General features: G+C 66.9%; 17 protein-coding genes. 8 read left to right on the forward strand and 9 right to left on the reverse strand.

Translation table 11 applies throughout. From position 1 onward, the window contains the following. Positions 1-149: 149 nt before the first annotated feature. From ACLNGM_RS06070 to ACLNGM_RS06080, 3 genes are read left to right on the forward strand one after another with little or no spacing between them, the layout of a single operon-like run. Positions 150-2294, forward strand: coding sequence for a polysaccharide biosynthesis protein (locus tag ACLNGM_RS06070; protein ID WP_416357613.1), 2145 nt, complete (start codon positions 150-152; stop codon positions 2292-2294). 16 nt (positions 2295-2310) lie between these two features. After that, positions 2311-3765, forward strand: coding sequence for a hypothetical protein (locus ACLNGM_RS06075; RefSeq protein ID WP_416357614.1), 1455 nt, complete (start codon positions 2311-2313; stop codon positions 3763-3765). Next, a complete protein-coding gene (locus ACLNGM_RS06080; RefSeq protein WP_416357615.1) occupies positions 3762-5129 on the forward strand; it encodes a pectate lyase family protein in 1368 nt (455 codons plus the stop codon). Before ACLNGM_RS06075 ends, ACLNGM_RS06080 begins: the two co-directional genes overlap by 4 nt. Here the strand turns inward: ACLNGM_RS06080 and ACLNGM_RS06085 are convergent. Continuing rightward, complete coding sequence (locus tag ACLNGM_RS06085; protein ID WP_416357616.1) at positions 5117-6493, reverse strand: O-antigen ligase family protein; 1377 nt, start codon at positions 6491-6493, stop codon at positions 5117-5119. The two genes, ACLNGM_RS06080 and ACLNGM_RS06085, sit on opposite strands and share 13 nt — an antisense overlap. A gap of 271 nt (positions 6494-6764) precedes the next feature. Here ACLNGM_RS06085 and ACLNGM_RS06090 point away from each other — a divergent pair, with 271 nt between their 5' ends. Beyond that, positions 6765-9014, forward strand: coding sequence for a GumC family protein (locus ACLNGM_RS06090; RefSeq protein ID WP_416357617.1), 2250 nt, complete (start codon positions 6765-6767; stop codon positions 9012-9014). Between the two features lie 151 nt (positions 9015-9165). On the opposite strand, the gene ACLNGM_RS06095 is transcribed toward ACLNGM_RS06090, so the two are convergent. The 5 genes from ACLNGM_RS06095 to ACLNGM_RS06115 form a co-directional block, all read right to left on the reverse strand. Beyond that, positions 9166-9807: a metallophosphoesterase family protein gene (locus ACLNGM_RS06095; protein WP_416357618.1), complete on the reverse strand. Its 642-nt coding sequence runs from the start codon at positions 9805-9807 to the stop codon at positions 9166-9168. Continuing rightward, complete coding sequence (locus ACLNGM_RS06100; protein ID WP_416357619.1) at positions 9798-10676, reverse strand: NAD-dependent epimerase/dehydratase family protein; 879 nt, start codon at positions 10674-10676, stop codon at positions 9798-9800. Before ACLNGM_RS06100 ends, ACLNGM_RS06095 begins: the two co-directional genes overlap by 10 nt. Positions 10677-10734: 58 nt before the next feature. Then, positions 10735-11730: an ATP-grasp domain-containing protein gene (locus ACLNGM_RS06105; protein WP_416357620.1), complete on the reverse strand. Its 996-nt coding sequence runs from the start codon at positions 11728-11730 to the stop codon at positions 10735-10737. 213 nt (positions 11731-11943) lie between these two features. Then, positions 11944-13104: a glycosyltransferase family 4 protein gene (locus ACLNGM_RS06110; RefSeq protein WP_416357621.1), complete on the reverse strand. Its 1161-nt coding sequence runs from the start codon at positions 13102-13104 to the stop codon at positions 11944-11946. Between the two features lie 89 nt (positions 13105-13193). Continuing rightward, the gene (locus ACLNGM_RS06115; RefSeq protein WP_416357622.1) at positions 13194-14303 is read right to left on the reverse strand and encodes a glycosyltransferase; all 1110 of its coding nucleotides are present in this window, start codon (positions 14301-14303) and stop codon (positions 13194-13196) included. Positions 14304-14597: 294 nt separating this feature from the next. On the opposite strand from ACLNGM_RS06115, the gene ACLNGM_RS06120 reads away from it, so the two are divergent. The 4 genes from ACLNGM_RS06120 to ACLNGM_RS06135 are packed head-to-tail and all read left to right on the forward strand — an operon-like array spanning position 14598 to position 18564. Continuing rightward, positions 14598-15914 (forward strand): polysaccharide biosynthesis/export family protein, encoded by a 1317-nt coding sequence (locus tag ACLNGM_RS06120; protein WP_416357623.1) that lies wholly within the window; start codon positions 14598-14600, stop codon positions 15912-15914. Continuing rightward, positions 15911-16570, forward strand: a complete 660-nt coding sequence (locus ACLNGM_RS06125) for a sugar transferase (protein WP_416357624.1) — start codon at positions 15911-15913, stop codon at positions 16568-16570. The genes ACLNGM_RS06120 and ACLNGM_RS06125 overlap by 4 nt, the downstream gene beginning before the upstream one ends. Continuing rightward, a complete protein-coding gene (locus ACLNGM_RS06130) occupies positions 16567-17247 on the forward strand; it encodes a PIG-L deacetylase family protein (protein WP_416357625.1) in 681 nt (226 codons plus the stop codon). The genes ACLNGM_RS06125 and ACLNGM_RS06130 overlap by 4 nt, the downstream gene beginning before the upstream one ends. 30 nt (positions 17248-17277) lie before the next feature. Continuing rightward, the gene (locus ACLNGM_RS06135; RefSeq protein ID WP_416357626.1) at positions 17278-18564 is read left to right on the forward strand and encodes a DegT/DnrJ/EryC1/StrS family aminotransferase; all 1287 of its coding nucleotides are present in this window, start codon (positions 17278-17280) and stop codon (positions 18562-18564) included. A 162-nt stretch (positions 18565-18726) separates the two neighbouring features. Here the strand turns inward: ACLNGM_RS06135 and ACLNGM_RS06140 are convergent, their stop codons facing one another. Genes ACLNGM_RS06140 through cysT form a run of 3 tightly spaced genes read right to left on the reverse strand, consistent with a single transcriptional unit; the run spans position 18727 to position 21481 of the window. Further along, positions 18727-19755 (reverse strand): sulfate/molybdate ABC transporter ATP-binding protein, encoded by a 1029-nt coding sequence (locus tag ACLNGM_RS06140; RefSeq protein ID WP_416357529.1) that lies wholly within the window; start codon positions 19753-19755, stop codon positions 18727-18729. A gap of 18 nt (positions 19756-19773) precedes the next feature. Then, complete coding sequence (cysW, locus tag ACLNGM_RS06145; RefSeq protein ID WP_416357528.1) at positions 19774-20679, reverse strand: sulfate ABC transporter permease subunit CysW; 906 nt, start codon at positions 20677-20679, stop codon at positions 19774-19776. Next, the gene (gene cysT / locus ACLNGM_RS06150; protein WP_416358394.1) at positions 20663-21481 is read right to left on the reverse strand and encodes a sulfate ABC transporter permease subunit CysT; all 819 of its coding nucleotides are present in this window, start codon (positions 21479-21481) and stop codon (positions 20663-20665) included. The genes cysW and cysT overlap by 17 nt, the downstream gene beginning before the upstream one ends. Positions 21482-22116 lie beyond the last annotated feature (635 nt).

Raw genomic sequence — 22116 nt, forward strand, 5'->3', positions numbered from 1 at the left:
ATAGCAAATCGTAGCCAAGAAGGCGCAAGTACTTCTCCCTTCTGTCTCGTCGCAGCGTTCGTGTTCCGTGCCATCCGTTGCGACATGAGCCGAAACGAGCAGCAGGTTGCGTCGGTTCGGCGACCCACGGTTTCCTGAAGGGGTTCCCCATGGCGTCTCCCATCGAACTGCAGCGGCCGGGCGGCGGCGCCCTCGGCCTTCATGCCATCCCCCTGTACGCGGCTTCCATCGCGCGGAATCTCCTGAACGGCCCGGCATCGTCGCCCTGGCCCAGCTTCGTCAGCCGGAACGAGCTCTACCATCACCTGCGCCAGAGAACGGCAAAGCGCCTGAAGGCGACGCGCAGCAATCTCGGACTCTATGCCGGCGACCTGGCTCTGGCAGCGGTCGCGTTCTTGCTCGCTTCGGCCGTTCGTCTCGGACTCGAGGGCCAGGCGACGAGCCCGGACAGCTTTCGGGCCCTGTCCTATGCCCTGCCGCTCTTCGTGGCGACATGCGCACTGATCTTCCCGATGACCTGCCTTTACCGTCGCAACTGGCGTTATGCCTCCGTTGCCGACCTTCTCGACATCGTCAGGGCTGTCGCGATTGCCTCGCTCGGCTTCGTCATATGCCTGTTCCTGACGACCCGGTTCGACGCGGTGCCGCGCTCGGTCGTCGTCATGCAGGCTCTCCTTCTGACGTTCCTGCTCGTGGGCGCACGCATGCGCTTCAAGATCGCGGAGATCCGTCGGTTCGAACCCGGGACCGGCGTCGCCACCAAGAGCGGTCGCGATATCGTGCCCGTGCTCCTCGTCGGGGCGGGCGACATTGCCGACCTTTATCTTCGCGCTCTGCAACGCGACGGCACGGCACGCCATTGGCCTGTCGGCATCCTCGATCGCGCGACGGGAACGGCGGGAAACCTCCTGCGCGGCGTTCCGATCCTCGGCACTATCGCAGACTTCGACGAAGCGATGGGCGATCTCGAGGTCCGAGGACTGAAGCCGCGCCACCTGATCTTCACCGAAACGATCTCGAGCTTCACCGATCCGGAAATGAAGGCGCTGATCGACCGCGCCGATCGTCTGGGCATCGCCATCTCGCGGCCCGCCCCGGCACTCGAACTCCGCAACCCGAATGCCGGGAACCGCCTCGAACTGCGTCCCATCGAGCTGACCGATCTCCTGGAGCGTTCGCAGACCACGCTCGATCGGGACGCGCTGCATCGCCTGATCCATGGTTGCCGCGTGGTGGTGACGGGAGCGGGCGGGTCCATCGGCCGGGAACTGACGCTTCAGGTGGCTGGGCTGGGGCCGGCCGAGATCGTGCTGATCGAGAGCTGCGAGTTCAATCTCTATGCCATCGATCTCGAACTATCGGAAAAGCACGGGTCCACGCCGCGGAAAGCCTATCTCTGCAACGTCCGCGATGCCGGCCGTCTCAACGAGATCTTCGCGCGGCACAAGCCCGATCTCGTGTTCCATGCGGCAGCCCTCAAGCATGTCCCGATGGTCGAGATGAACCCTTGCGAGGGGATCCTCACCAACGTCATCGGCTCGATGAACGTTGCGGAAGCCACGCGGGCCTGCGGCGCACGCGCCATGGTCCAGATCTCGACCGACAAGGTGGTCAATGCCACCAGCGTCATGGGCGCGACCAAGCGACTGGCCGAACTCTACTGCCAGGCGTTGGACCTTGCCGGCGAGAGAAGCGACGAGCGTACGCGCTTCATGACCGTGCGCTTCGGCAACGTCCTGGGCTCCAGCGGGTCGCTGATTCCGCTCTTCGAGCGTCAGCTCGCGCGTGGCGGCCCGCTGACGGTCACCCATCCCGACATGAAGCGCTTCTTCATGACCATTCGCGAAGCGGTGGAACTGACGCTTCAGGCTTCCGCCTACGGTCTCGAGAAACGCCTCGGACTAGGCGAAATCTTCGTCCTCGACATGGGCGAGCCCATCAAGATCATCGACATGGCCCGGCGCATGATCAAGCTCGCCGGCTACCGCCCGGGCGAAGACATCAAGATCGATTTCGTCGGCTGCCGTCCGGGCGAGAAGCTCTTCGAGGAACTGTTCGACGCCGACGAGGAGCGTGTCGCCTCACCCGTGCCGGGCGTGTTCGGCGCCGTGCCGCATCCCGTTCCGCTGCAGGAGCTGCGCCAGGCGTTCGAAGGGTTGGAGAAGCTCGCCCAGACCGGCGACGCGCACAGCGTCATCGGGTTTGTCGCAAGGGTCCTGCCCAGCTACCAGAACCCTCTTCACCAGGACCTTGCCAACGCTGAACCGGCACCGCTCGCGTGTGCCGCAGGGTGAGCGAAGAGGCTGCGTCATGATCAGGCTTGGCGCCGTCGCGCTGCTCATGTTCCTCGTCCATCCGCTCGACGGACGAGCCCAGGATACAGTGGAAACCGCTCCGGGCGCGGCCGCCCGCCAAGCCATGGAGAAGGCCGGTGCCTTTTTCAGAGATCGGCTCGGCGTCCATGGAACCTATGTCTGGCGCTATTCCCTGGATGGACGCCGGAGGGAGGTGGAGGGCGGCAGCGCCGCCCCTTCGGTGGGCTGGGTTCAACCCCCGGGCACGCCCGCCGTGGGAGCCGCCTTCCTGCGGATCTACGAGGCGACGGGCGATGCGCAATGGCTCGACGCGGCCCATACCGTGGCAGCTGCGCTGGTCGACGGTCAGCTCATGTCGGGCGGCTGGCACTTCTCGATCGAGACCGACCCGGACGAGAGGGAGAACTGGTGCTACCGCTCGCGTGACATCGAGGCCAAGGCTTGCCAGCGGATCAAGGACAATCGCTCGGCCAATCGGACGGTCCTCGACGACAACACCTCCCAGAGCGTCTTCAACTTCCTGATCTGGTTCGACGAGGCGAACGGCGGCAAGGACCGGAGCGTGCGCGAGGCGATCGACTACGGTCTGGGGCAGCTGACGCGGGTCCAGTACCGCAACGGCGCGTTCCCCAACTTCTTTTCGACCGGTGCGCCCGGCGCAGACGTCGAGACCGCCTCGCACGCCAGCATGCCCGCTTCCTGGTCTCCGGACTGGCAGAAACCCGAGACGCCGCCCTATTTCATCGTCAACGACAACGTGCCCCGAGATACGGGTCGCCTGTTTCTCAGCGCCTATAAGACCTATCGCAATCCCGACTACCTGAAGGCGGCCATGCGCCTCGGCGACTTCCTCGTGGCGGCACAACTGCCGCATCCCCAGGAGGGTTGGGCACAGCAGTACGACCGGACGCTTCAGCCCGTCTGGGGACGAAAGTTCGAACCGCCGGCGGTGGTGTCGCGCGAAACGGCCGGATCGATCGACTTTCTTCTCGAACTCTACCAGGCGTCCAACAAGGCGCGCTACCTCGAGGCGGCGCGGTCGGCCGGAGACTGGCTCTCCGGCGCACGGCTGCCCGACGGCACATGGGCCCGCTACTATGAACTCAACACCAACCGGCCACTCTACGTCGACAACGACAACCGGGTGACCTTCGAGCCCGTCAACCTCCTTACGCATTACGGAATGAAGGGCGAGTTCGAAATCCCCCTGACCCTTGCCCGCCTCGCGCGCGTCCTTCGAGGAGAAAGGCCGACGGAGCCGAACCTCTGGATCAGTCCGGCTGACGATCTTGGCCCCGACCAGCTGCAGAAGGATGCCGCGGTCCTGATGGCGACCCAAGACCCGGAAGGCCGGTGGGCGGACGGCGAGTGGGTGGATGGAAAGCGCTTCGTGGACGCCGTCTTCGTGCTGGCCCGCCATGCTGCGATCCAGGATGACGCGGAGCAATGAGACCGGTCGTCTTCGGCAGTGTGGTTGCGGTCTGTCTTCTGGTGCCGGGCCCCGGCGGGTCGGAGGCGCATGCCGAGCCGGTCTCGGCGTTCCCGGGAGCCGAGGGCTTCGGGCGCCTCTCGCAAGGCGGGCGCAACGGGCGGATCGTCGAAGTGGTACAGCTCGGCGATTCCGGACCGGGCAGCCTACGCGCCTGCCTGCTCGAGACTGGGCCGCGCAACTGCGTCTTCCGCGTGTCCGGCACGATCGTCCTCGACCAGTCGCTGGTCGTGCAGGGGGAGGCAGCTGGCCAGCTCTCGATCCTCGGCCAGACGGCGCCGGGCGAGGGCATCACCATCACGACCAGACCGGATGCCGAGGGCTTCCGGCGAACGCCCCTAATCCTGCGCAGCACTCATGACGTTCTCCTGCGGCATCTGCGCCTTCGGCCCCAGTTTCCCAACACGGTCAAGAACGTCGACGCGCTGACGGTGGAAAACAGCCGCCGTATCTATGTGGACCACGTCTCGGGTTCCTGGGCGACGGACGAGAACATCAACCTCGAGGGCGCGACGAGCGACGTCACGATCGCCCATTCCGTCTTCGCTGAGGGACTGCGCCCGCACAGCAAGTGCGCCCTCCTCGGATCGGGTTCCGGCGTGGCCCAGAACATCTCGTTCTGGCGCAACCTCTGTGCCTCCAACGGCGATCGCAATCCCGACACCAATCATCGCGCAGGGTCCTGCGTGGAGGTCACCGACAACCTCTTCTACAATGCTGGCTCCGAGTGGACCGAAGTCTTCAGCCAGGAAGCCGGCGGCACGCCGATCTCGATCGTCGGCAACTACTTCAAGGCCGGTCCCTCGACGGCCGATCTGTCCTATGCGATCCGCTGGAACGACACGAACGCGGTCGCGCCGCCCCGCATCTTCGCCCACGACAACCAAAGCTGGGCGCCTCCCGGCAAGCGGATCGTCGATGCGAGCGAGAACGCGCTTCCCCATTTTGCCGCAGCACCTCCATGCCCGCTGAGCGCGCCAAGTCTCGGGGACGCGAAGCGGGCCTTCGAAGATGTCGTGACGGCGGCGGGCGCTTTTCCGCGCGACGGAATCGATCGCCGATTGGTCCGGGAAGCGGGAAGGCCTGGTCTGCCCGGTACGGGCAAGATCCGCCGCGGCCCTGGCAAGATCGTGCAGGTCGAAGGGCAGGCGGCTTACGAGGATCTCGATGGCGACGGGATGGCGGATGCCGTCGAGCAGCGTTTCGGCGCGGTGCCGGGCGTTGCCGATGCCTGGGCTGCGCTCGACGACGAAGGTCGATACCCGTTCGATCGCTTCATGGAATGGCTGTCGCGCGAGCGGATCGAGGGGCGCTATCCCGGTTGATGGGGCGAGCGTGGGACGAGGGGTGCGGCATGGCTGCGCGAGCGCCATCCGGCCGCTCGAGCGTTGCGGCCGGGGGCCCGCCGTTTCAAGCTTCTTGCCCGGCCGAGCAGGCCGTAATTGAGCGATACGACGCTCGGCGCGAGTCCCAGGAGGAGGGGAACCACGAAGAAGCGCCCGTAGAGGTGGGGAAAGGCGTTGGCGGTCGCCGCAAAAAGGCAGACCGCGGTCAAGGCGCAGGCGCCGGCAAGGCGATCGCGACCGGCGCCGATCGCGGTGATGCCGATCAAGACCCCGCTCAGAAGGATAAGCGCGAAGCCGATCACACCCAGCAGTCCAGCTTCCACCCAGATGAGAAGATATGCGTTGTGGACGGGCGCATGAAAGGCGCTGACGACGCGGTACTGATCCGCCCCGAAGCCGAAGAGGAGGGAGTGGTCGGCCATTCCCATCGCCTCGTGGATCAGTTGCATGCGGCCTGCGAATGTTCCCGCCTGGTCGATGTCGCCGTTCTCCAGCGCCCCTAGGACGCGGCGCTGGAACACCGGCGGCAGGAACTCGCGACCCCAGGTCACCATCACCATCAAGAGGCCGACCCCCAAGCCCGCGGCGACCGCGATCCGCCAGATCGAGGCCGTCAATCCGGTGAAGGCGGCGATGGCCAGAAGGAGCCCGATCAGGCCGGTGTTCGATCCGGTCAAGGCAATCCCGTAGGCGAAGAGGAGGAGGAGCGGCCATCGCAGCCATCCGCGGACGCTTCCTGATGCCGTCAGCCAAAGCGCCAGGGGCGCGCCCATGGCGATCAGCGAGGCGCACTCGTTCTCGCGTTCGACGAACCCGACGAGGCGGCCGCTGCCGGTCACGAAGGTCGTGTTGCGCTCTCCCAGGACGTCCACCACCAGGATGCCGTGCAGGCACATGAGGACGAGGGACGCGAGGAAGGCCTTGATGAGCAGAATGGTCTCCCGCCACGGCCGCGCCAGGACCACGTAGGGAAGGAGGAGATAGGCGAAGCAGTACTGGGCCCACAGGATCACTCCCCGGTCCGCTGCTCCGTGAAGGAGGCTGCTCGCGAGGAGCATGACCGAAAGCAGCATGATCCCGAGGTTCCAAAGGGGGGTTGCCGCTCCCAGCGGTGCATAGACGAAGGATCGGTTCGTCACCCTGGCCAGAAGCGTCGCCACGACCAGCACGTCGCTGGCGGTGAAGTAGAAGGCATCGACCCGAAGGATGTTGAAGGGGGCGAGGAAGACCGCGCCAACGGCCAGCCAAAGCTCCAGCCTGCCGCCGGCGCGTGCTGGTCGGTCAGGCTCCGATCGAAAGGGCGTGGCGCCGCCCCACGACCTTGGTTCCGCTTCGTGGTTCATTTCGCACCGTTCGCCGAGCCGCCACCCTATCGCCGCGGCCGGGTCGCTTCTGCCTCGATCGGACTCAAGTGTTCGACGGCCAGCGCTTGAAGCCCTCCGATCGGTTGCCCGCCTTCGCCTTTTGGCGGATGAGCACGCGTTCGGCTCGTCCGTTTGGCGCACTCGGCCCATCGTCCGCCCATGCTACGCATTCGGGAATGTCGTCGTGTCGACAGGCGTCGACACCGCCTGAAGGCACGGCTGAGACCGTTGGGCCCGGAGGCGACTGGTCATGGGCGTGCTGGACGAGACCGTCTATACGCAGCGCTTTACTCCCGCTGCCACCGACTGGCCGGAAACGCAGGGAAGCGGCCGGCTCATCGGCGCCCGTGAACTCATGAGCCTTGCCCGCCGACGCAGGCTGCTGATTGCCATGTTCGGCCTCTCCGGGCTCCTGCTTTCGCTGCTGGCGATCCACGAACTGTCGCCAAGCTACAAGGCCCAGTCGATGATCTTGCTGGAGCCCGACGACCCGAACCTGCTCGACGATGCACCGGATCAGGCCGTGCAGCAGCCCAACTCGTCCAAGCTGGATACGGAAGCGGACCTGATGACCTCGCGCTCGTTCGCCGGGCGGGTGGTGGACGAACTCAACCTGATCGCCGAGCCCGAGTTCAATACCTATCTCGTCGCGGCCGGTTCGGAGCAGGCGGGGGCGTCCGCAGGCTGGCTGCGCAGCTGGCTGCTGGGTGTCTCGGCCGCCTTCGGGCAGGATGAGCAGGCTGCCGAACCGTTGCCGCCGAGCAGCGTGCAACGGGACAGCGCCATCACCGTCCTTCTTTCCCGGCTCAACACGTCGCGCAGCGGCGAGAGCTCGGTCATGGTGGTGTCGGCGGTGGATGAGCAGCCCGAGCGTGCCGCGTTGATCGCCAATACCACGACCGGGCTCTTCGTGGACTGGTCGCGCGATCAGAAGCGCGAGGAGATGAAGGAGGCGGCCGACTTCCTGCGCCAGCAGGCCGGCGAACTCGCAACCCGCATCGGGCGGATCGAGCAGGAGATCGCCGAATATGGCGGTCGCAACCAGGTATCGAGCGACCCTCGCGACGATCTCCTGCGGCTGGCCATGCAGCAGGCCAACGAGCAGCTGAGCGCGGCGCGAGGAGACTTGACCCAGGCTCGTGCAAGACTTGCCCAGGCGCAGGCCGCGGCTGCGGGCGGCGTGCGTTCGGGCATGGATCAGCTGTTGTCGTCCGATTTCCTTCGCACGCTCCGGACGGAGGAGGCGACAGCGCTCGGGGAACGCGCCGACCTCGCACGGAGCTTCGCGCAGGCTCATCCCCAGATCCAGCGCGCCGACGCCAAGATCGCGAGCGTCCGTGCGCTGATGTCGGAGGAGTTCCAGCGCATCCTTGCAGGGATGGAAGGCGATGTGCGCATCGCGGAAGGGCGCGTCGCCGATTTCGAGCGCGACCTGGAAGCCGCCACCGTCGAACTGCGGCAGCGAAGCCTTGCGGAGATCCGGCTGCGCGAACTCAATCGCGATCTGCTGACCGAACAGAAGCTCTACGACGTGACTGCTTCCCGCCTCGGTAAGCTCGACCCCTTCGCCGCCGTCGCAAAAGCCAATGCACGCGTGGTTTCGGTCGCGGAAGTGCCGACATCCCCCTACTTTCCCAAACCTCGAATGCTGGTCGGCGGTGGCGTCGTCGGCGCCTTGGTCCTCGGCTTCGTGGTGGCCGTCACGCTGGAGAGCCTCGATACGCGGATCCGCGACGGACGCGGGGCCGCCGGCGTCGCGGGCGCACCGTTGCTGGCCTCGATCCCGCGGCTTCGGCGCCGGCTCGGCTCGCGAAAGACCGATCTGTTCCAGGAGATCCAGGACAGCCCGCATGCACTGCCGGCCGAGGCCTTCCGCGCGTTGTTTCGCAGCTGCCGGCGCATGGTGCCGAAGGACAGGCCCCAGTCGGTGCTGCTGACCTCCGCTCTTCCCTCGGAAGGCGCATCCCCGACCGCGGCCGGCCTCGCGGCGGCCGCCGCGCTGCTCGGAGCCCGCACGGTCCTGATCGATCTCGACCCCCGTTGCGCAGATCGTCCGATCTCGCTCTCCCAGGAACCTGTCGGGCCATCCTCGTTTGCAATCGACCGGTTGGAGCGCGGGTTCGACATAGCCGACGGGCTCAAGCCGGTCTCGGCTATCCCCTCGCTGTCGATCCTCGAGATCGCGGAAGGGGATTCTCGTCTCGTCGGTGAAGATGCCCTGGAAACACTTCTCTTCCGGCTTCGGGAAAGCTGCGAGTTCGTGGTGATCGCAGCCCCGCCGGTGCTGTGCCGCGAAACGGCCGTGTGGGCGGGCGCCCACGTGGATACGGTGCTGCTGGTGGCGAGTTGGAACCGGACGAGCGACGAGAAGCTGGCCCAGGCCGGCCAGCGCCTGCGACTGAGCGGGATCGAGCCAAGGGGCCTCGTCATCGATCAGGTGGAGCCGGAAGCGTCGTCCGCCCGCAGGACGCGCCGCCACCGCACGGGCGCCAGATCATAAGGCACCGGGATACCATGCTTTGCCGGACCTGCGTGGTGTGTCGGCAGATTTTGGAGTTCGGCCTGCGAAGGCGGAGGAACCCTCGACCACGTGGTGGGAAACAGGCATCCGTGTATTCCGACACCAGTCGCAACGACCATTTGGACGGTTGCTAGGCCGGAAGCTTGGAGCGGTAGTAATCCAGGCAGACTTGCGCATAAGAGCGCGCTTCCATCTCGGCCAGGAGGCGCTGCCAGGGATAGTCGATCTCGCGAAGCGAAATGTCCCCGCTCGGAAGGTCCATGACCGCATAGCTCGCCCGGCTCAGTTCCTTGCGGTTCTGGCCGAGGCTGCCGCAGTTGACGATCCTCTTCCCCGATCGCCGGACGTCGAACGCATGATGGGTATGGCCGATCAGGTAGTCGCGATCGATCTCGATATCCGTATCGCGGAAGACGCGCTGGCCGTCGATCGTGTGGATGCAGGTGAAGCCGCCGAGATCGGTGCTCAAGGGAAGATCGCGGATCAGGTCGGCTCGCTCGAAGCGCGCGCTGGCGTGCTCGTAGAATTGCCGGACCAAAGGGATCTCATGGGCGACCGGATCGAGACCCAGGAACAATCTCTCGTGATTGCCTTCCAGGAGAATGCTGTTGGGCAACGACACGATCAGTTCCAGGCAATCGTCGCTCCAGGGACCGTAGTTCACGACGTCCCCCAGGCACAGATAGGCGTCCACCTCGCGGGCCGTCGCTGCGACGAAGGCCTCCAGTGCCGGCAGATTGCCGTGGACGTCGCTGAATACGGCTACGCGCATGGAACGGGCTCCTCGGACCTCGCCCGCAGCATGGCCAGCCCATCCACGAGGGACGTGGGAACGTGGCCCCACATGGCCTGCGTCTTCGCCATGGACAGGGCGGGGAAGCTGCGCTGCGGTTCACCGGCGAAGGGCTGCGCTTCGATCGTCACCGCGAAATCGGGAAAGGTTGCTCGTACGGCCCGGGCGAGATCCAGAACGGAATGGGCCTTGCCTGAACCGGCGTTGTAGACGCCAGGCTCCCCGCCGCGGACCGCCGCCTCGATCAGGCGAGCGACATCATCCACATGGACGAAGTCGCATTCGGCCGTTCCCCCGTCGTGTACCGGCAACGGCTTGCCAGCTGAGGCTTGGGCCATGAAGAACCCGACGACGGATCCTCTCTCCATGCCGGGCCCATAACAGGAGCCGACGCGGAAAACGATCGAGGCGAGCCCGTGCCGGCGCCTCAGATGCTCCACGAACAACTCGCCGGTCAGCTTGCTGGCGAGGTAGAACGTCGCCCTCTCCGCGGGGTAGAGCGCAGCCTCCTCCGTGACGGCCACGTCCGACCAGGCATAGGCCTGGCCCGAGGAGCAATGCACGAGGCGTTTGCCCGCGCCCGCACAGCATGTGGCCAGCTGAAGCACCGCCATCGCGTTGGTCTCGAAGCATGCCTGCGCATGGGCCGGGTCGGCGTAGTCTGGTGGCAGAAAGGCGGCGAGGTGGCAGACGACATCCGCGCGCGCCACCGCATCGTCGACCAGCGCCTCGTCGCAAAGGTCGCCGGCAATCGTCCGGATCGTCCCCGGGCCGGGGAAGGAGGGGACAGGACTGCGGTGGACGAGGGCGGTGACGTGATGGCCTTGTGACACCAGCAGGCGGGTCACGCGTCGCCCGAGTGCGCCGGAGGCTCCCGTGAGAAAGACCCGACGCGACGACGTGTCCTCAAAGAAGGATGGCATCGCCGGTGATCTCGCCGGCCTGTGCCATGGCCGCCACCCGAGAGTTGTCGACCGCCATCTCCTTCCAGTAGCGCAGGATGGTCATTTCGCGCGCCTCCGGCTGGGGGGATTCGTCCCGCAGCAGATAGTTGGCGATCATCAGCGGCTCGTTGAAGCCGGCCAGCGATCGGCAGAAGGTCGTGCCGGACGAGCGCGCGTTGAACTCGAAGATGTAGGGGATCCCGTCGCGCAGGCGCAGTTGCGTGTTGCAGGCGCCGTAGGGTTTGAGCGCTTGCATGACGGATGTCACGAAGGCCGAAAGACTGGCGTTCTTCTCGACAAAGGCCTTGTAGGTATCGCCATCGCGCAGAATGCGCCGCATGGTGATCACGCCGAAGCAGCGCCCTTCGAAGTTGACGCTGCCGCAAGTGTACTCGTCGCCTAGGATCTGCTCCTGGACGACATAGTTGTCCGCCGGCAGCGTGTCGGCGAAACGCGAAAGATCCTCCCTCGTCCTGGCGACGAAGACCCCTTGCGAGCGCGATCCGCCCCGGCGTGGCTTGAGCACTGCGGGAAAGGACGCGAAATCGTTGGGGTCATCCGACAGGAGAAGGGTGCGGGGCGTCGGAAAGCCGTTCGCTTCTAGGAACTGCGCGGTCGCCAGCTTGTCGTCGCTGATCTCGACGATCCGCGGTTCGCTGATCGAAACGTGCATGCCGGCTGAGCGGAAACGACCGACGGCGGCCGCAAAGACCGGAAGTTCGGGATCGAGCCCCGGGAAGACAAGCTCCGCACCCTCCTTTCGGGCGATCTCGAGGATCCGATCGACGAAGGCGGGATCGCTTGCGCGCGGAACCCGGTAGGCGCGGTCGACCGCGTAGAGTCCGGTCGCCGTCGCTTCCGCATCGACCCCGACGACGCGATAGGAACTGCCTTGCAGGCTCTTCAGGATGCTTTGGCCGACCCCGCCGCCAACGCCGGTGACGATGATGGTCTTCATGCGATTGAACCTCTTGTCGCGAGAGCATCCAGGGACCCGGCCCCCTGCCGGTTCCAAGGTTCGGGTCGGCACGGGAACCGCGCGGCCGTCCCATCGAGTTGAGCACGACTGCAGACGGAGAAGGGCACGTCTTTCGGTGAACCCGTCACCGCCTGACGGGTCGATCGGCGCAGCAGGCATTGTCCATTTGGATGAGGTAGGCAGCATGCGCCATCAGGCGGTGTGGCGATCGGTGCGGGGAGGGATGGTCGCATCGTCCCACTGCCGGTTGAGGCCGAGGGCCTGCATCAGCCCCGCATTGACCTTGTGGACATCGAACCTCTCTTCGGCGAGCCTGCGCGACCGGGCACCCATTCTGGCCGCAAGCGTTTCATCCCGGAGAAAGGCTTCCATTCGAACGGCCAGCGCCTCGGCATCGCGCGCCGGCACGAGGAAACCGTTCTCGCCTTCGCGTACCGTCTCACGGCATCCCGGCGTATCCGCGGTGATGATGGCGCGTCCTGCCGCCAACGCCTCGAGCGCGCTGCGCGGGATGCCCTCTCGATAGTAGGAGGGGAGCACGAACACCGTCGAGGCCGTCAGATAGGGTCGCACGTCTCGCGTCTCGCCGAGATATTCGACGATCCCCTCTTCCACCCAGCCGTCGAGTTCCGACTTCGCGATGACGAGGGGGCTCGGGTCGAATGGCCCGAGCAGTTGGAAACGCGCGTGGGGAAACGTCCGCTTCAGGACGCGGGCGGCTGCCGCGAACTCGCACACACCCTTGTCGCGCAGGAGGCGCGCCACCAGAAGGAACGTCGGAGGGCCGGCCGGTGGTGGTTGTGTCACGAAGCGATCGAGGTCGACGCCGGAGCCATCGAGCATGACCAGCGGCGTGCCGTCGCCGACCATCGTGTGGCGGCGTATGTCCTGCGCATCCGCATCGTTGTAGGCGAAGGCCGCCTTAACTCCCACGAGGGCCAGGCGGTGCAGCGCGATGCTCAGCCGTCGTATGGCGGTCACGCGCCAGCCGCCGGTGCGACTGCCGAACAGGAAGCCGAAGCCGGTGAACAGCGCAAAACGCTCCGGTACCCCGGCAAGACGTGCGGCGAGGCTGCCGTAGACGATCGGCTTCATCGTGTAGGACAGGACGGTATCGGGAGAAATTCGACGCAGTTCCCGGTAGAGCGCTAGGACGGTTCTCAGGTCGGTCAAGGGGTTGGTCCCCGTGCGCGCCATCGGGATCTGCACGAAGCCGACGCCGATCTCCCGGAGTGTCGCGATGGCGCCGGGATCGTGGTCCGGGGCGAAGGCGACCACCTTGTGTCCGGCCGCGACCATGGCCTTCAGAAGGTCGAGGCGGAAGCAGACCAGCGACCATGTGAGGCTCGCCACGACAACGACGCTCTTTCCCCGGCTATCCGCGCGCGCAACCGCTTGGGGCGCCGTATCCCCGGCGAACGGCAAGTGGGCCTCGACGATCGTCACGACACGGCCCGGGGAACGAGCGCGGGTCGGGAACGGTCGAGCACCCTCTCGTAGAGATCGAGATGGCGTCGGACGTAGAGCGAGAGCGAGAAGCACTCGATGATGCGTTGTCGTGCGCGAGCGCCCAGAGCCCGTCGCTCGTCGGGCGAGAGGCTGAGGAGCTGTGCCAAGCCTGCCGCCAGAGCTTCGCTGTCGGCCGGCTCCACAACGACGCCCGTCGGTCCGACGATCCACCCGCAGTCGCCTACCGCCGTTGTGACGGGCGGCAAGCCCGAGGCCATCGCCTCGCCAAGGGCCAGCGGGCACGCTTCGCCCCAGGCGGAAGACAATGCGTAGATGTCGAGTCCCGGGAGCAGATCGGAAAGGTCGTTGCGGACGCCGAGCGTCGTGATGCGCGCGTCGATGCCCAGTTCGCGCGCGGTGGCCCGCACCGGTCCATCGATGTGCCCGTCGCCGACGAACACACCCTGCACATCGTGCCCCGCGCGAACGAGCCGGGCGATGGCCCGTACGAGACTGGTCTGGTCCTTCATGGGATGGAAACGCGCCACATGGCCGATCAGGAGGCGTTCTGGCGGTACTGCCAATTCCTCGTGCAATCGCGCTCTCGCCTCTGCCGACGGCTTGAACCTGCTGCAATCGGTCCCGTTGGGGATGACGACGCGTCGGCGTGGATCGAAACCCAGCCGCTCGTGATCGTCGGCCGCCACGCGCGAGCAGTAGCAGATGGCGCCGGCGCGGCTCGAAAGCCTTGCCGAAAGGCGCAGAAGCCTGCGCGTGAACGGGCTCTCGTCGCTCAGGCGCGTGATCGTGTGATGAATGCCCCAGATCACGGGCGGGAAGCGCCCGGTCAGGACGGACCCCATCATGGCGGCCAGGTTGCCGTGGTACATCCAGCCATGCAGAAGATCGGGCGCGGCGTCGCTGACGCAGCCGGCCAACCGCGGGACATCGCGCGGTCGCGGTCGTCGCCCCATGTCGATCGACGTGACCCCGATGCCCTGCCGGGTGATCTGCTCGCTGACCGCCCCAGGCGCGAGCAGTGACAGGACCGCCGAAGGAAACGCCTCCCGGTCGACCTGTTCCAGGAAGCGGGCGAGCATCATCTCGGCTCCGCCGACATTCAGTCCCGTGATGGTGTGGAGAACCCTGGAAGCCATGGCGGGAGCTTTCCTGCTCGGGTGGGGCGGCACGGATGCGCACCGAAGGCGGGCACTGACCGCCGCCGAGGATAAGCAAGCCATAGTGGGCATCCAGATAGCCAAAGGGTGCACGCGACGTGACCTTGGCCGTAGGCATGGGCACGGCGTTTCAACCGAAAGTGTAGCTGACCCCCGACGGCCAAGGCGCCCTAGGCTCGTCCCGGGGGAAGCACCCCGCCAGGGGTCGAGCAGAACGCCATGAGAGCCATCCGCACCATCGCCCGCAGCATGTTCCGCGATCCGGAACGTCGCTCCCGCATCGTCGCGACGGCGGGCGCCTTGCTCCTGGTCTCCCAACTGATGGGGCCGGCGCGGGCCGATGCGGACGATACCTACCGCCTCGCACCGGGCGATACCCTGACCTTCGATTTCGTGGACGACGCATTGCCGGCCGAACAGTTACCCGTGTCCAGCGGCGGCGGCGTGAGCATCCCGCTCCTTGGCGATTTTCCCGTCGCAGGCCGCACCGTCACCGAAGCACTGGGCGCCATGCGCACGGCCTTTGTCGAGCGCAAGTTTTTGGTCGATCCGCAGATCTCGCTCTCGGTCGCGAGCTTTCGCCCGATCTACGTGCTCGGCGACGTGAAGGCACCCGGATCCTTCGCCTTTCACCCCCTCCTGAACGTCGAGCAGGCCGTGGCGCTCGCGGGAGGGCAGGCGGTCGGCGGCATCACGGCCGAGGATCGGGTGGTGGCACGGGCCAGACTGCGCGGCGACATCGACGAGATCGAAGTCCAGACCGCGCAGGAAGCGGTGATCGCCGCCCGTCTCACGGTGCAGCTGGCCGGCCGCTCGGACCTCACCGCCGACGACCTGCCCCCCAAGACACGGCCTCTCATCCGCGATGAATTGCTGGGGGCGCTGATGCCCACGGCCCGCAAGATCCTCAGCACCGAGCAGCGCGGCTTCGAGACCCGGCGCGCCCAGCTCACGGAGGCGATCGCCGAGGTCAAAAGCGCGCTCGTCAATCTCGACGAGCTTGCACAGAAGCAGAAGGCGGTGATCGAGTCCGCGCGAGCGGAATCGGAACGCGTCAAGACCCTCAACCGGCGCGGACTGAAGACCCTGACGGAGGTCGCAGGCGGCGAGCGTGATGCCACGTCCCAGGAGTCGCACCTGCTCGAGATCTACAACCAGGCTTCCACCACGCGGCGGGAACTCGGCGAACTCCAGCGTCAGCTCGACGACCTGACCGACAATCGCTCGCGGTTGGCGCTGACCGATCTTCAGGCGCGGACCGCCGAAATCGAGCGACTTCTGGCGTCGCGCTCTTCGATCGAGGAGCAGATCCTGCTTCTCGGCAGTCTGGCGGCCGATGCGGAGCGCCGTGCTGCCACGGTTCAGTTCCAGTACCGGATCCGCCGCCTGGAGGACGATCGAGCCGTGACGCAGGATGCCGCGCTGGACACTCACGTGCTGCCGGGCGACACGGTCCTCGTCTCGATCGCCGACGGCTCGACCTCGATGAGCGCCCTTCCGCTCGCGAGCCGGGCGCTCGAGGGGTTGAGCCAATGACGCCCTCCCTCCGTCGCTCCGCCGGCATGCGCGCCCTGCGGGCCGGTCTGGGGCGCGCCCTTGCGCTCCTGACACTCCTGGCTCTGCTTCCCCTGGCGCTTGTCACCGCGATGCTGGTTTTCGTGACGCTCGGACGGCCACTGCTGTTTCGGCAACGTCGCTCCGGCCTGCATGGGCAGGCCTTCGTTCTCTGGAAGTTCCGAACGATGCGGGAGGCCCGTGACGCCCGCGGCGAACTGCTCCCCGATGCGCTGCGACAGACGGCGCTGACGCGGCTGCTTCGCGCGACACGCCTCGACGAGGTGCCGCAGCTTCTGGCCATCTTCCGCGGTCAGATGGCGCTGGTGGGCCCGCGTCCATTGCTGCCCGAGACGATCGCCGGGTTCGGGGCGCTCGGTGCCATCCGATCGAGCGTGCTGCCGGGCCTGACGGGATGGGCACAGGTCAACGGCAACACCTGTCTCTCGGATCGCGAGAAGCTCGCCCTCGATCTCTGGTACGTCGAAAACCGCTCCTTCGCCCTCGATTGCCGCATCCTGGCTCTCACCGTGTTGGTGATCCTCACGGGCGAGCGGCGAAATCTCGGCAATCTCGAAAAGGCACGGCCGATCCTGCTGGACCTCGAAGCGACGACTGCCGCGAGCGTCCGGCCATGAACGAGAGGTTTCTGGGTCGCTGCCTCGTGATCGCGCCTCACCCGGACGACGAGGTGCTGGGTTGCGGCGGGACCATGGCGCGCGCCGCCGCAGTCGGCTGCGAGGTACACGTTGCCGTGGTCACGCGCGGACAGGCCCCGGCCTTCAGCGAAGACCTGATCAACACGGTGCGGGCCGAGGCTCGCGCAGCTCACGCTCATCTCGGCGTCCTGGAAACGCACTGGCTCGAGCTTCCCGCGGCCCAGCTCGCCGAAACCCCGCATGCCCGCCTGAACGCAGCGCTCGCCGACCTCGTGCGCAAGGTGCGACCCGACACCCTGCTGATCCCCTTCGTGGGCGACATGCACCTCGACCACCAGCTGATCTTCCTGTCTTCGCTGGTCGCGTCACGGCCGCATCAGGCCGAATACCCCCGGCGGATCCTCGCCTACGAGACCGTGTCCGAGACCAACTGGAACGCACCCTATGTGACGGCAGGCTTCGTGCCGAACGTCTTCATCGGGATCGAGGAGACGTTGGAGCGCAAGCTGGAGGCCGCGGCCCTGTTCCGGTCGCAGGTGCGCCCGTTCCCGCATGAGCGCTCGCTGGAGACCCTCCGCGCCCTCGCCGTCGTCCGCGGCACCGCCATGCACCTGGCCGCCGCCGAAGCCTTTGTTCTCATCCGGGACGTGATGTGACGTTCCCCATCCACCGAGGAGTGTGCCGCCATGAAACGCTGGCCGATCTATGACGAGGAGCAGATTTCCGACGTGGTCGAGGTGCTGCGGTCGGCGAAGGTGAACGCGTGGACGGGCGACCATGTCGCCCGCTTCGAGGAGGCCTATGCGAAGCATCTGGGTCGTCGCCATGCGGTCGCGGTCGCCAACGGCACCGTGGCGCTCGACCTCGCCTTGCGCGTTCTGGGAATCGGTTCGGGCGACGAGGTCATCGTCACGCCGCGCAGCTTCGTGGCGTCGGCGGCCTGCGTGCCGTTCGCCGGGGCGACACCGGTCTTTGCCGACGTCGACCCCGTTTCGGGCAACCTGACCGCCGAAACCATCGCTCGCCGCATCACCCCACGCACCAAGGCGGTCATCCTCGTGCATCTGGCGGGCTGGCCCTGCGACATGGAGCCGATCATGCGGCTCGCCCGGCGGCGAGGTCTCAAGGTCATCGAGGACTGCGCGCAGGCGCACGGGGCGCGCTACGACGGGCGACCCGTCGGCTCGTTCGGCGATATCGCGGCCTTCTCCTTCTGCCAGGACAAGATCATCACGACCGGCGGGGAGGGAGGGCTGATCGCGACGGACGACGACGCCCTCTGGGAGGCGGCCTGGAGCCTGAAGGACCATGGCAAGTCCTATGCGCTGGCGCATCAGGGCATCGGAGCACCCGGCTTTCGCTGGCTGCATCAGTCAATCGGCACCAACTGGCGCATGATGTCGATCCAGGCGGTTCTGGGACTGCGGCAGCTCGAGCGTCTGGAGGACTGGCGGCTCGAGCGGGAGCGCAACGCGCGGATCTGGATGAACGGACTGCGCGACCTCGCGCTGGTCTCCATCCCCGAACTCTCGTCGCGGCATACTCACGCCTGGTATCGTCTCTACGCCCACTTGGATCCGTCGCGTCTCGCCGAGGGCTGGACGCGGAACTTGCTGGTCGCGGCCATCGCCAAGGCGGGCGTGCCGTGCTTTTCCGGCAGCTGTTCGGAAATCTACCTCGAGGAAGCGTTTGCCTCCGCCCATCTTGGCCCGGCCAAGCGGCTGCCCATGGCTCGTCGCCTCGGCGAGCGGAGCCTGGCGTTCCTGGTCGACCCGTCCTGGAGCGCGCAGGAGACGAGCGAGGCCGTGGCGACCGCGCGCGACGTCCTCCTCGGCGCCACCCGCGAGATCGCCCTGACGCGTCCCGTCTCCGAGCTCCGCGACCTGTCGCAGATCAAGCCTGTCCGCATCCCGGACGCCGTGTTGGCGCAGGTCGCCCTGCGTCCGTCCATGCAGCGGGATCGGGCGAGTTGACGGTCTTCCGGGAGCTTCAGGACGCGGAACGGGTCGGACGAAAGTCCGGCCCGTTCCGCGTTTCGATGAAGGGGTCGCGACAACGAGGGCGGCCGATCAGATGGCGCGGCACCCCTCAGGATGTTCCGACGGCAGGCGGCGCGATGTCGCGCCGCTCTCGGCTCAGGCGAAGAGTTGCCAGCGTTTTGGCATCACGGTGATGGGTGTTCCGGCCTCGCTCGGGGCGTGGGCGGGCAGTTCGACCTCGATCCGGCGTGCGGGGTCGGCGAGGTTGAACTCGGCCATGCGCGCCCCGCCGACGCGCCGCGTCAGCGCGATCTGGCCGGACAGGCCGCGCGCGCTCGGCGCCAGCACCTCGAAGTCGTGCGGGCGCACGAACATGCGCCAGGACCCGTCGCGCGCGTCGGTGCGCCCGAGCGGCACGCCGCCAAACGCGATCTCGCCGCCGCGCACCTCGACCGGCAGCTCGTTCGACTGGCCGATGAAGGAGAAGACGAACGGGCTCTGCGGCCGGTCGTAGATGTCGTCGGCCGAGCCCACCTGCTCGATCCGGCCCTGGCTCATGACGACGACCCGGTCGGCGAGCTCCACCGCCTCGTCCTGGTCGTGGGTGACGAAGACCGTGGTGTGGCCGGTGCGCTCGTGCAACTCGCGCAGCCAGCGCCGCAGGTCCTTGCGCACCTTGGCGTCGAGCGCGCCGAAGGGCTCGTCGAGAAGCAGCACCTTCGGCTCGATCGCCAGCGCCCGGGCGAGCGCCACGCGCTGGCGCTGGCCGCCCGACAGCTGCATCGGGTAGCGCTTGGCCACGTCGGGCAGCTGGATGAGGTCGAGAAGCTCCTGCACCCGGCGCCGGATCTCCGCGCTCGAAGGCCGCGAGGCGCGCTCGCGCACCGACAGGCCGAAGCCGATGTTGTCGGCCACCGTCATGTGCTTGAACAGGGCGTAGTGCTGGAACACGAAGCCGACGTTGCGCTCCTGCACGCTCTTGGTCGAGGCGTCCTCGTCGCCGAAGAGGATCCGGCCCGCGGTCGGGAACTCGAGCCCCGCGATGAGGCGCAGAAGCGTCGTCTTGCCGGAGCCCGACGGCCCGAGCAGCGCGATCAGCTCGCCCGAGCGGATGTCGAGCGAGACGTCGTGGAGCGCGGGATAGCGGTCGAATTCCTTGCGGATGTTGCGCACGCCGATCTTCATCAGTGGGAACCCGTCATGTCAGTGGCCGCCGCGGCTGGCCTTGATGTCGCCGGCATAGCGCCATTCGAGGAAGGTCTTGAGGCAGAGCGTGACGAGCGCCAGCATGGCAAGCAGCGTCGCCACGGCGAAGGCCGCCGAGAAGGCGTACTCGTTGTAGAGGATCTCGACATGGAGCGGCATCGTGTTGGTCTCGCCCCGGATCTTGCCGGAGATCACCGCCACCGCCCCGAACTCGCCCATGGCGCGCGCGTTGCAAAGGAGCACGCCGTAGAGGAGTGCCCACTTCACGTTCGGCAGCGTCACGCGCCGGAAGGTCTGCCAGCCGCCGGCGCCCAGCGAGATCGCCGCCTCCTCGTCGCCCGTGCCCTGTTCCTGCATCAGCGGGATCAGCTCGCGCGCCACGAAGGGGAGCGTGACGAACACGGTGGCGAGCACGATGCCCGGCAGCGCGAAGACGATCGGAATGCCGGTCGCCTGCACCATCCAGTGGAAGTAGCCCTGCGCGCCGAACAGGAGCACGAAGACGAGGCCCGCGATCACCGGCGAGACCGAGAAGGGCAGGTCGATCAAGGTGGTCAGCAGCGTCTTGCCGCGGAACTCGAACTTGGCGATCGCCCAGGCGGCGCACAGGCCGAAGACGAGGTTCACCGGCACCGCGATCGCCGCGACGGTCAGCGTCAGCCGGATCGCGGCGAGCGCGTCCGGGTCGGTGACGGCCTGCCGGAAGGCGCTAACGCCCCCGCGCAGCGCCTCGACGAACACGGCGACGAGCGGCAGGAAGAGGACCAGCGCCAGGAACAGCATGGCCACCGCGATCAGCGTCCACTTCACCGCCGGGCTCTCGTCGGTCGGCGAGGGTCGGCGCGGGCGCAGGGCTTCCACGCCGGGCGCGGCCGCAAGGGTCGTATCAAGCGCCAAGGCCATACCTCCGGCGGCTCCAGGTCTGGATGACGTTGATCGCAAGCAGGATCGCAAAGGAGATGACCAGCATCAGCGCGGCGACCGCGGTCGCGCCGGCATAGTTGAACTCCTCCAGCCGGATCACGATCAGAAGCGGCGCGATCTCCGACACGTAGGGGATGTTGCCGGCGATGAAGATCACCGAGCCGTATTCGCCGATGGAGCGCGCGAGCGCGAGCGCAAAGCCGGTGAGGAGCGCCGGCGTGACCGTCGGCAGCACGACGCGGAACACGGTCTGGAGGCGGCCCGCGCCGAGCGTCGCGGCGGCCTGCTCGAGCTCCCCGTCCATCTCCTCCAGCACCGGCTGCACGGTGCGCACGACGAAGGGCAGCGACACGAAGGTCAGCGCCACGATGACGCCGAGCGGCGAATAGGCGATGCGAAGGCCCCCCTCGCCGAACAGCGGCGCGAAGAGGCCGCCCGGCGCGAACAGCCGCCCGACCCAGCCGTTCGGCGCGTAGAGCGAGGTCAGCGCGATGCCGGCGACGGCGGTCGGCAGCGCGAAGGGCAGGTCGATCGCCGCGTCCACCAATCGCTTGCCGGGGAAGCGGTAGCGCACGAGCACCCAGGCGAGCAGCAGACCGAACACGGCGTTGACGACGGCCGAGACCAGCGAGGCGCCGAACGACAGGGTCAGCGCCGAGACGACGCGCCGGTCGCCGGCCAGCGCCAGGAAGTCGGAAAGCCCGAGCCCCGCCGCACGCACCGCCAAGGCCGACAACGGCAGAAGCACGATCAGGCTGAGATAGGCCAGCGTCACACCCAGCGACAGGCCAAAGCCCGGTACGACACTCGGTTGGCGGAAATGAAAGGCCGGGCGGGCCGATACGGCTTGCCGTATCGTAGGTGCCTCGGCAACCGATCCCGGAGGTCGAACCAACCCGGCGTCGACAGCGGATCGCTCGGCATGAAGGAAAAGACGATCCGAGTGCATGCGCCCCGCCCTCGAGAACTCGGAGAAATGAAGTATTCGCCTGGTCTGCGATAGGAAAGATGCTCTCGTGCTAAAGCACGAGCCATGCGATCAGCAGCGTGATCCAGAGGATGGCCGATAGCGCAAGGCCGACGAAAAGCCCGACCGCCGGCTGGAGCTCCTCGGGGCTCGAGACGTCTTCGTGTCGCGGAGAATTTCCAATGACAAGGGGCGTCGTATGGCTGACCATGCTCGATCCTTTCCAAGAGAAATCACTCCCGCGACTATAGCGACAATCGTTCGGCTCGCAGCACCGCCTTTAGGCGGTGGTGGGCGGCGCCGGAATCTCATCAGGTCGTCAGGTCGCAGGTTCACGCAGCGTGCCGACGGATATCCACCCTCCTCATGACATCAGGATCACGAGAACGGGCGAGGTCGCAGCTTCCCGGACCCATGGCCACATCGCGCAAGCCGTGCCCCGAAGCCCT

The organism is Aureimonas phyllosphaerae (genome assembly GCF_047943035.1).
GTDB lineage: Bacteria > Pseudomonadota > Alphaproteobacteria > Rhizobiales > Rhizobiaceae > Aureimonas > Aureimonas phyllosphaerae.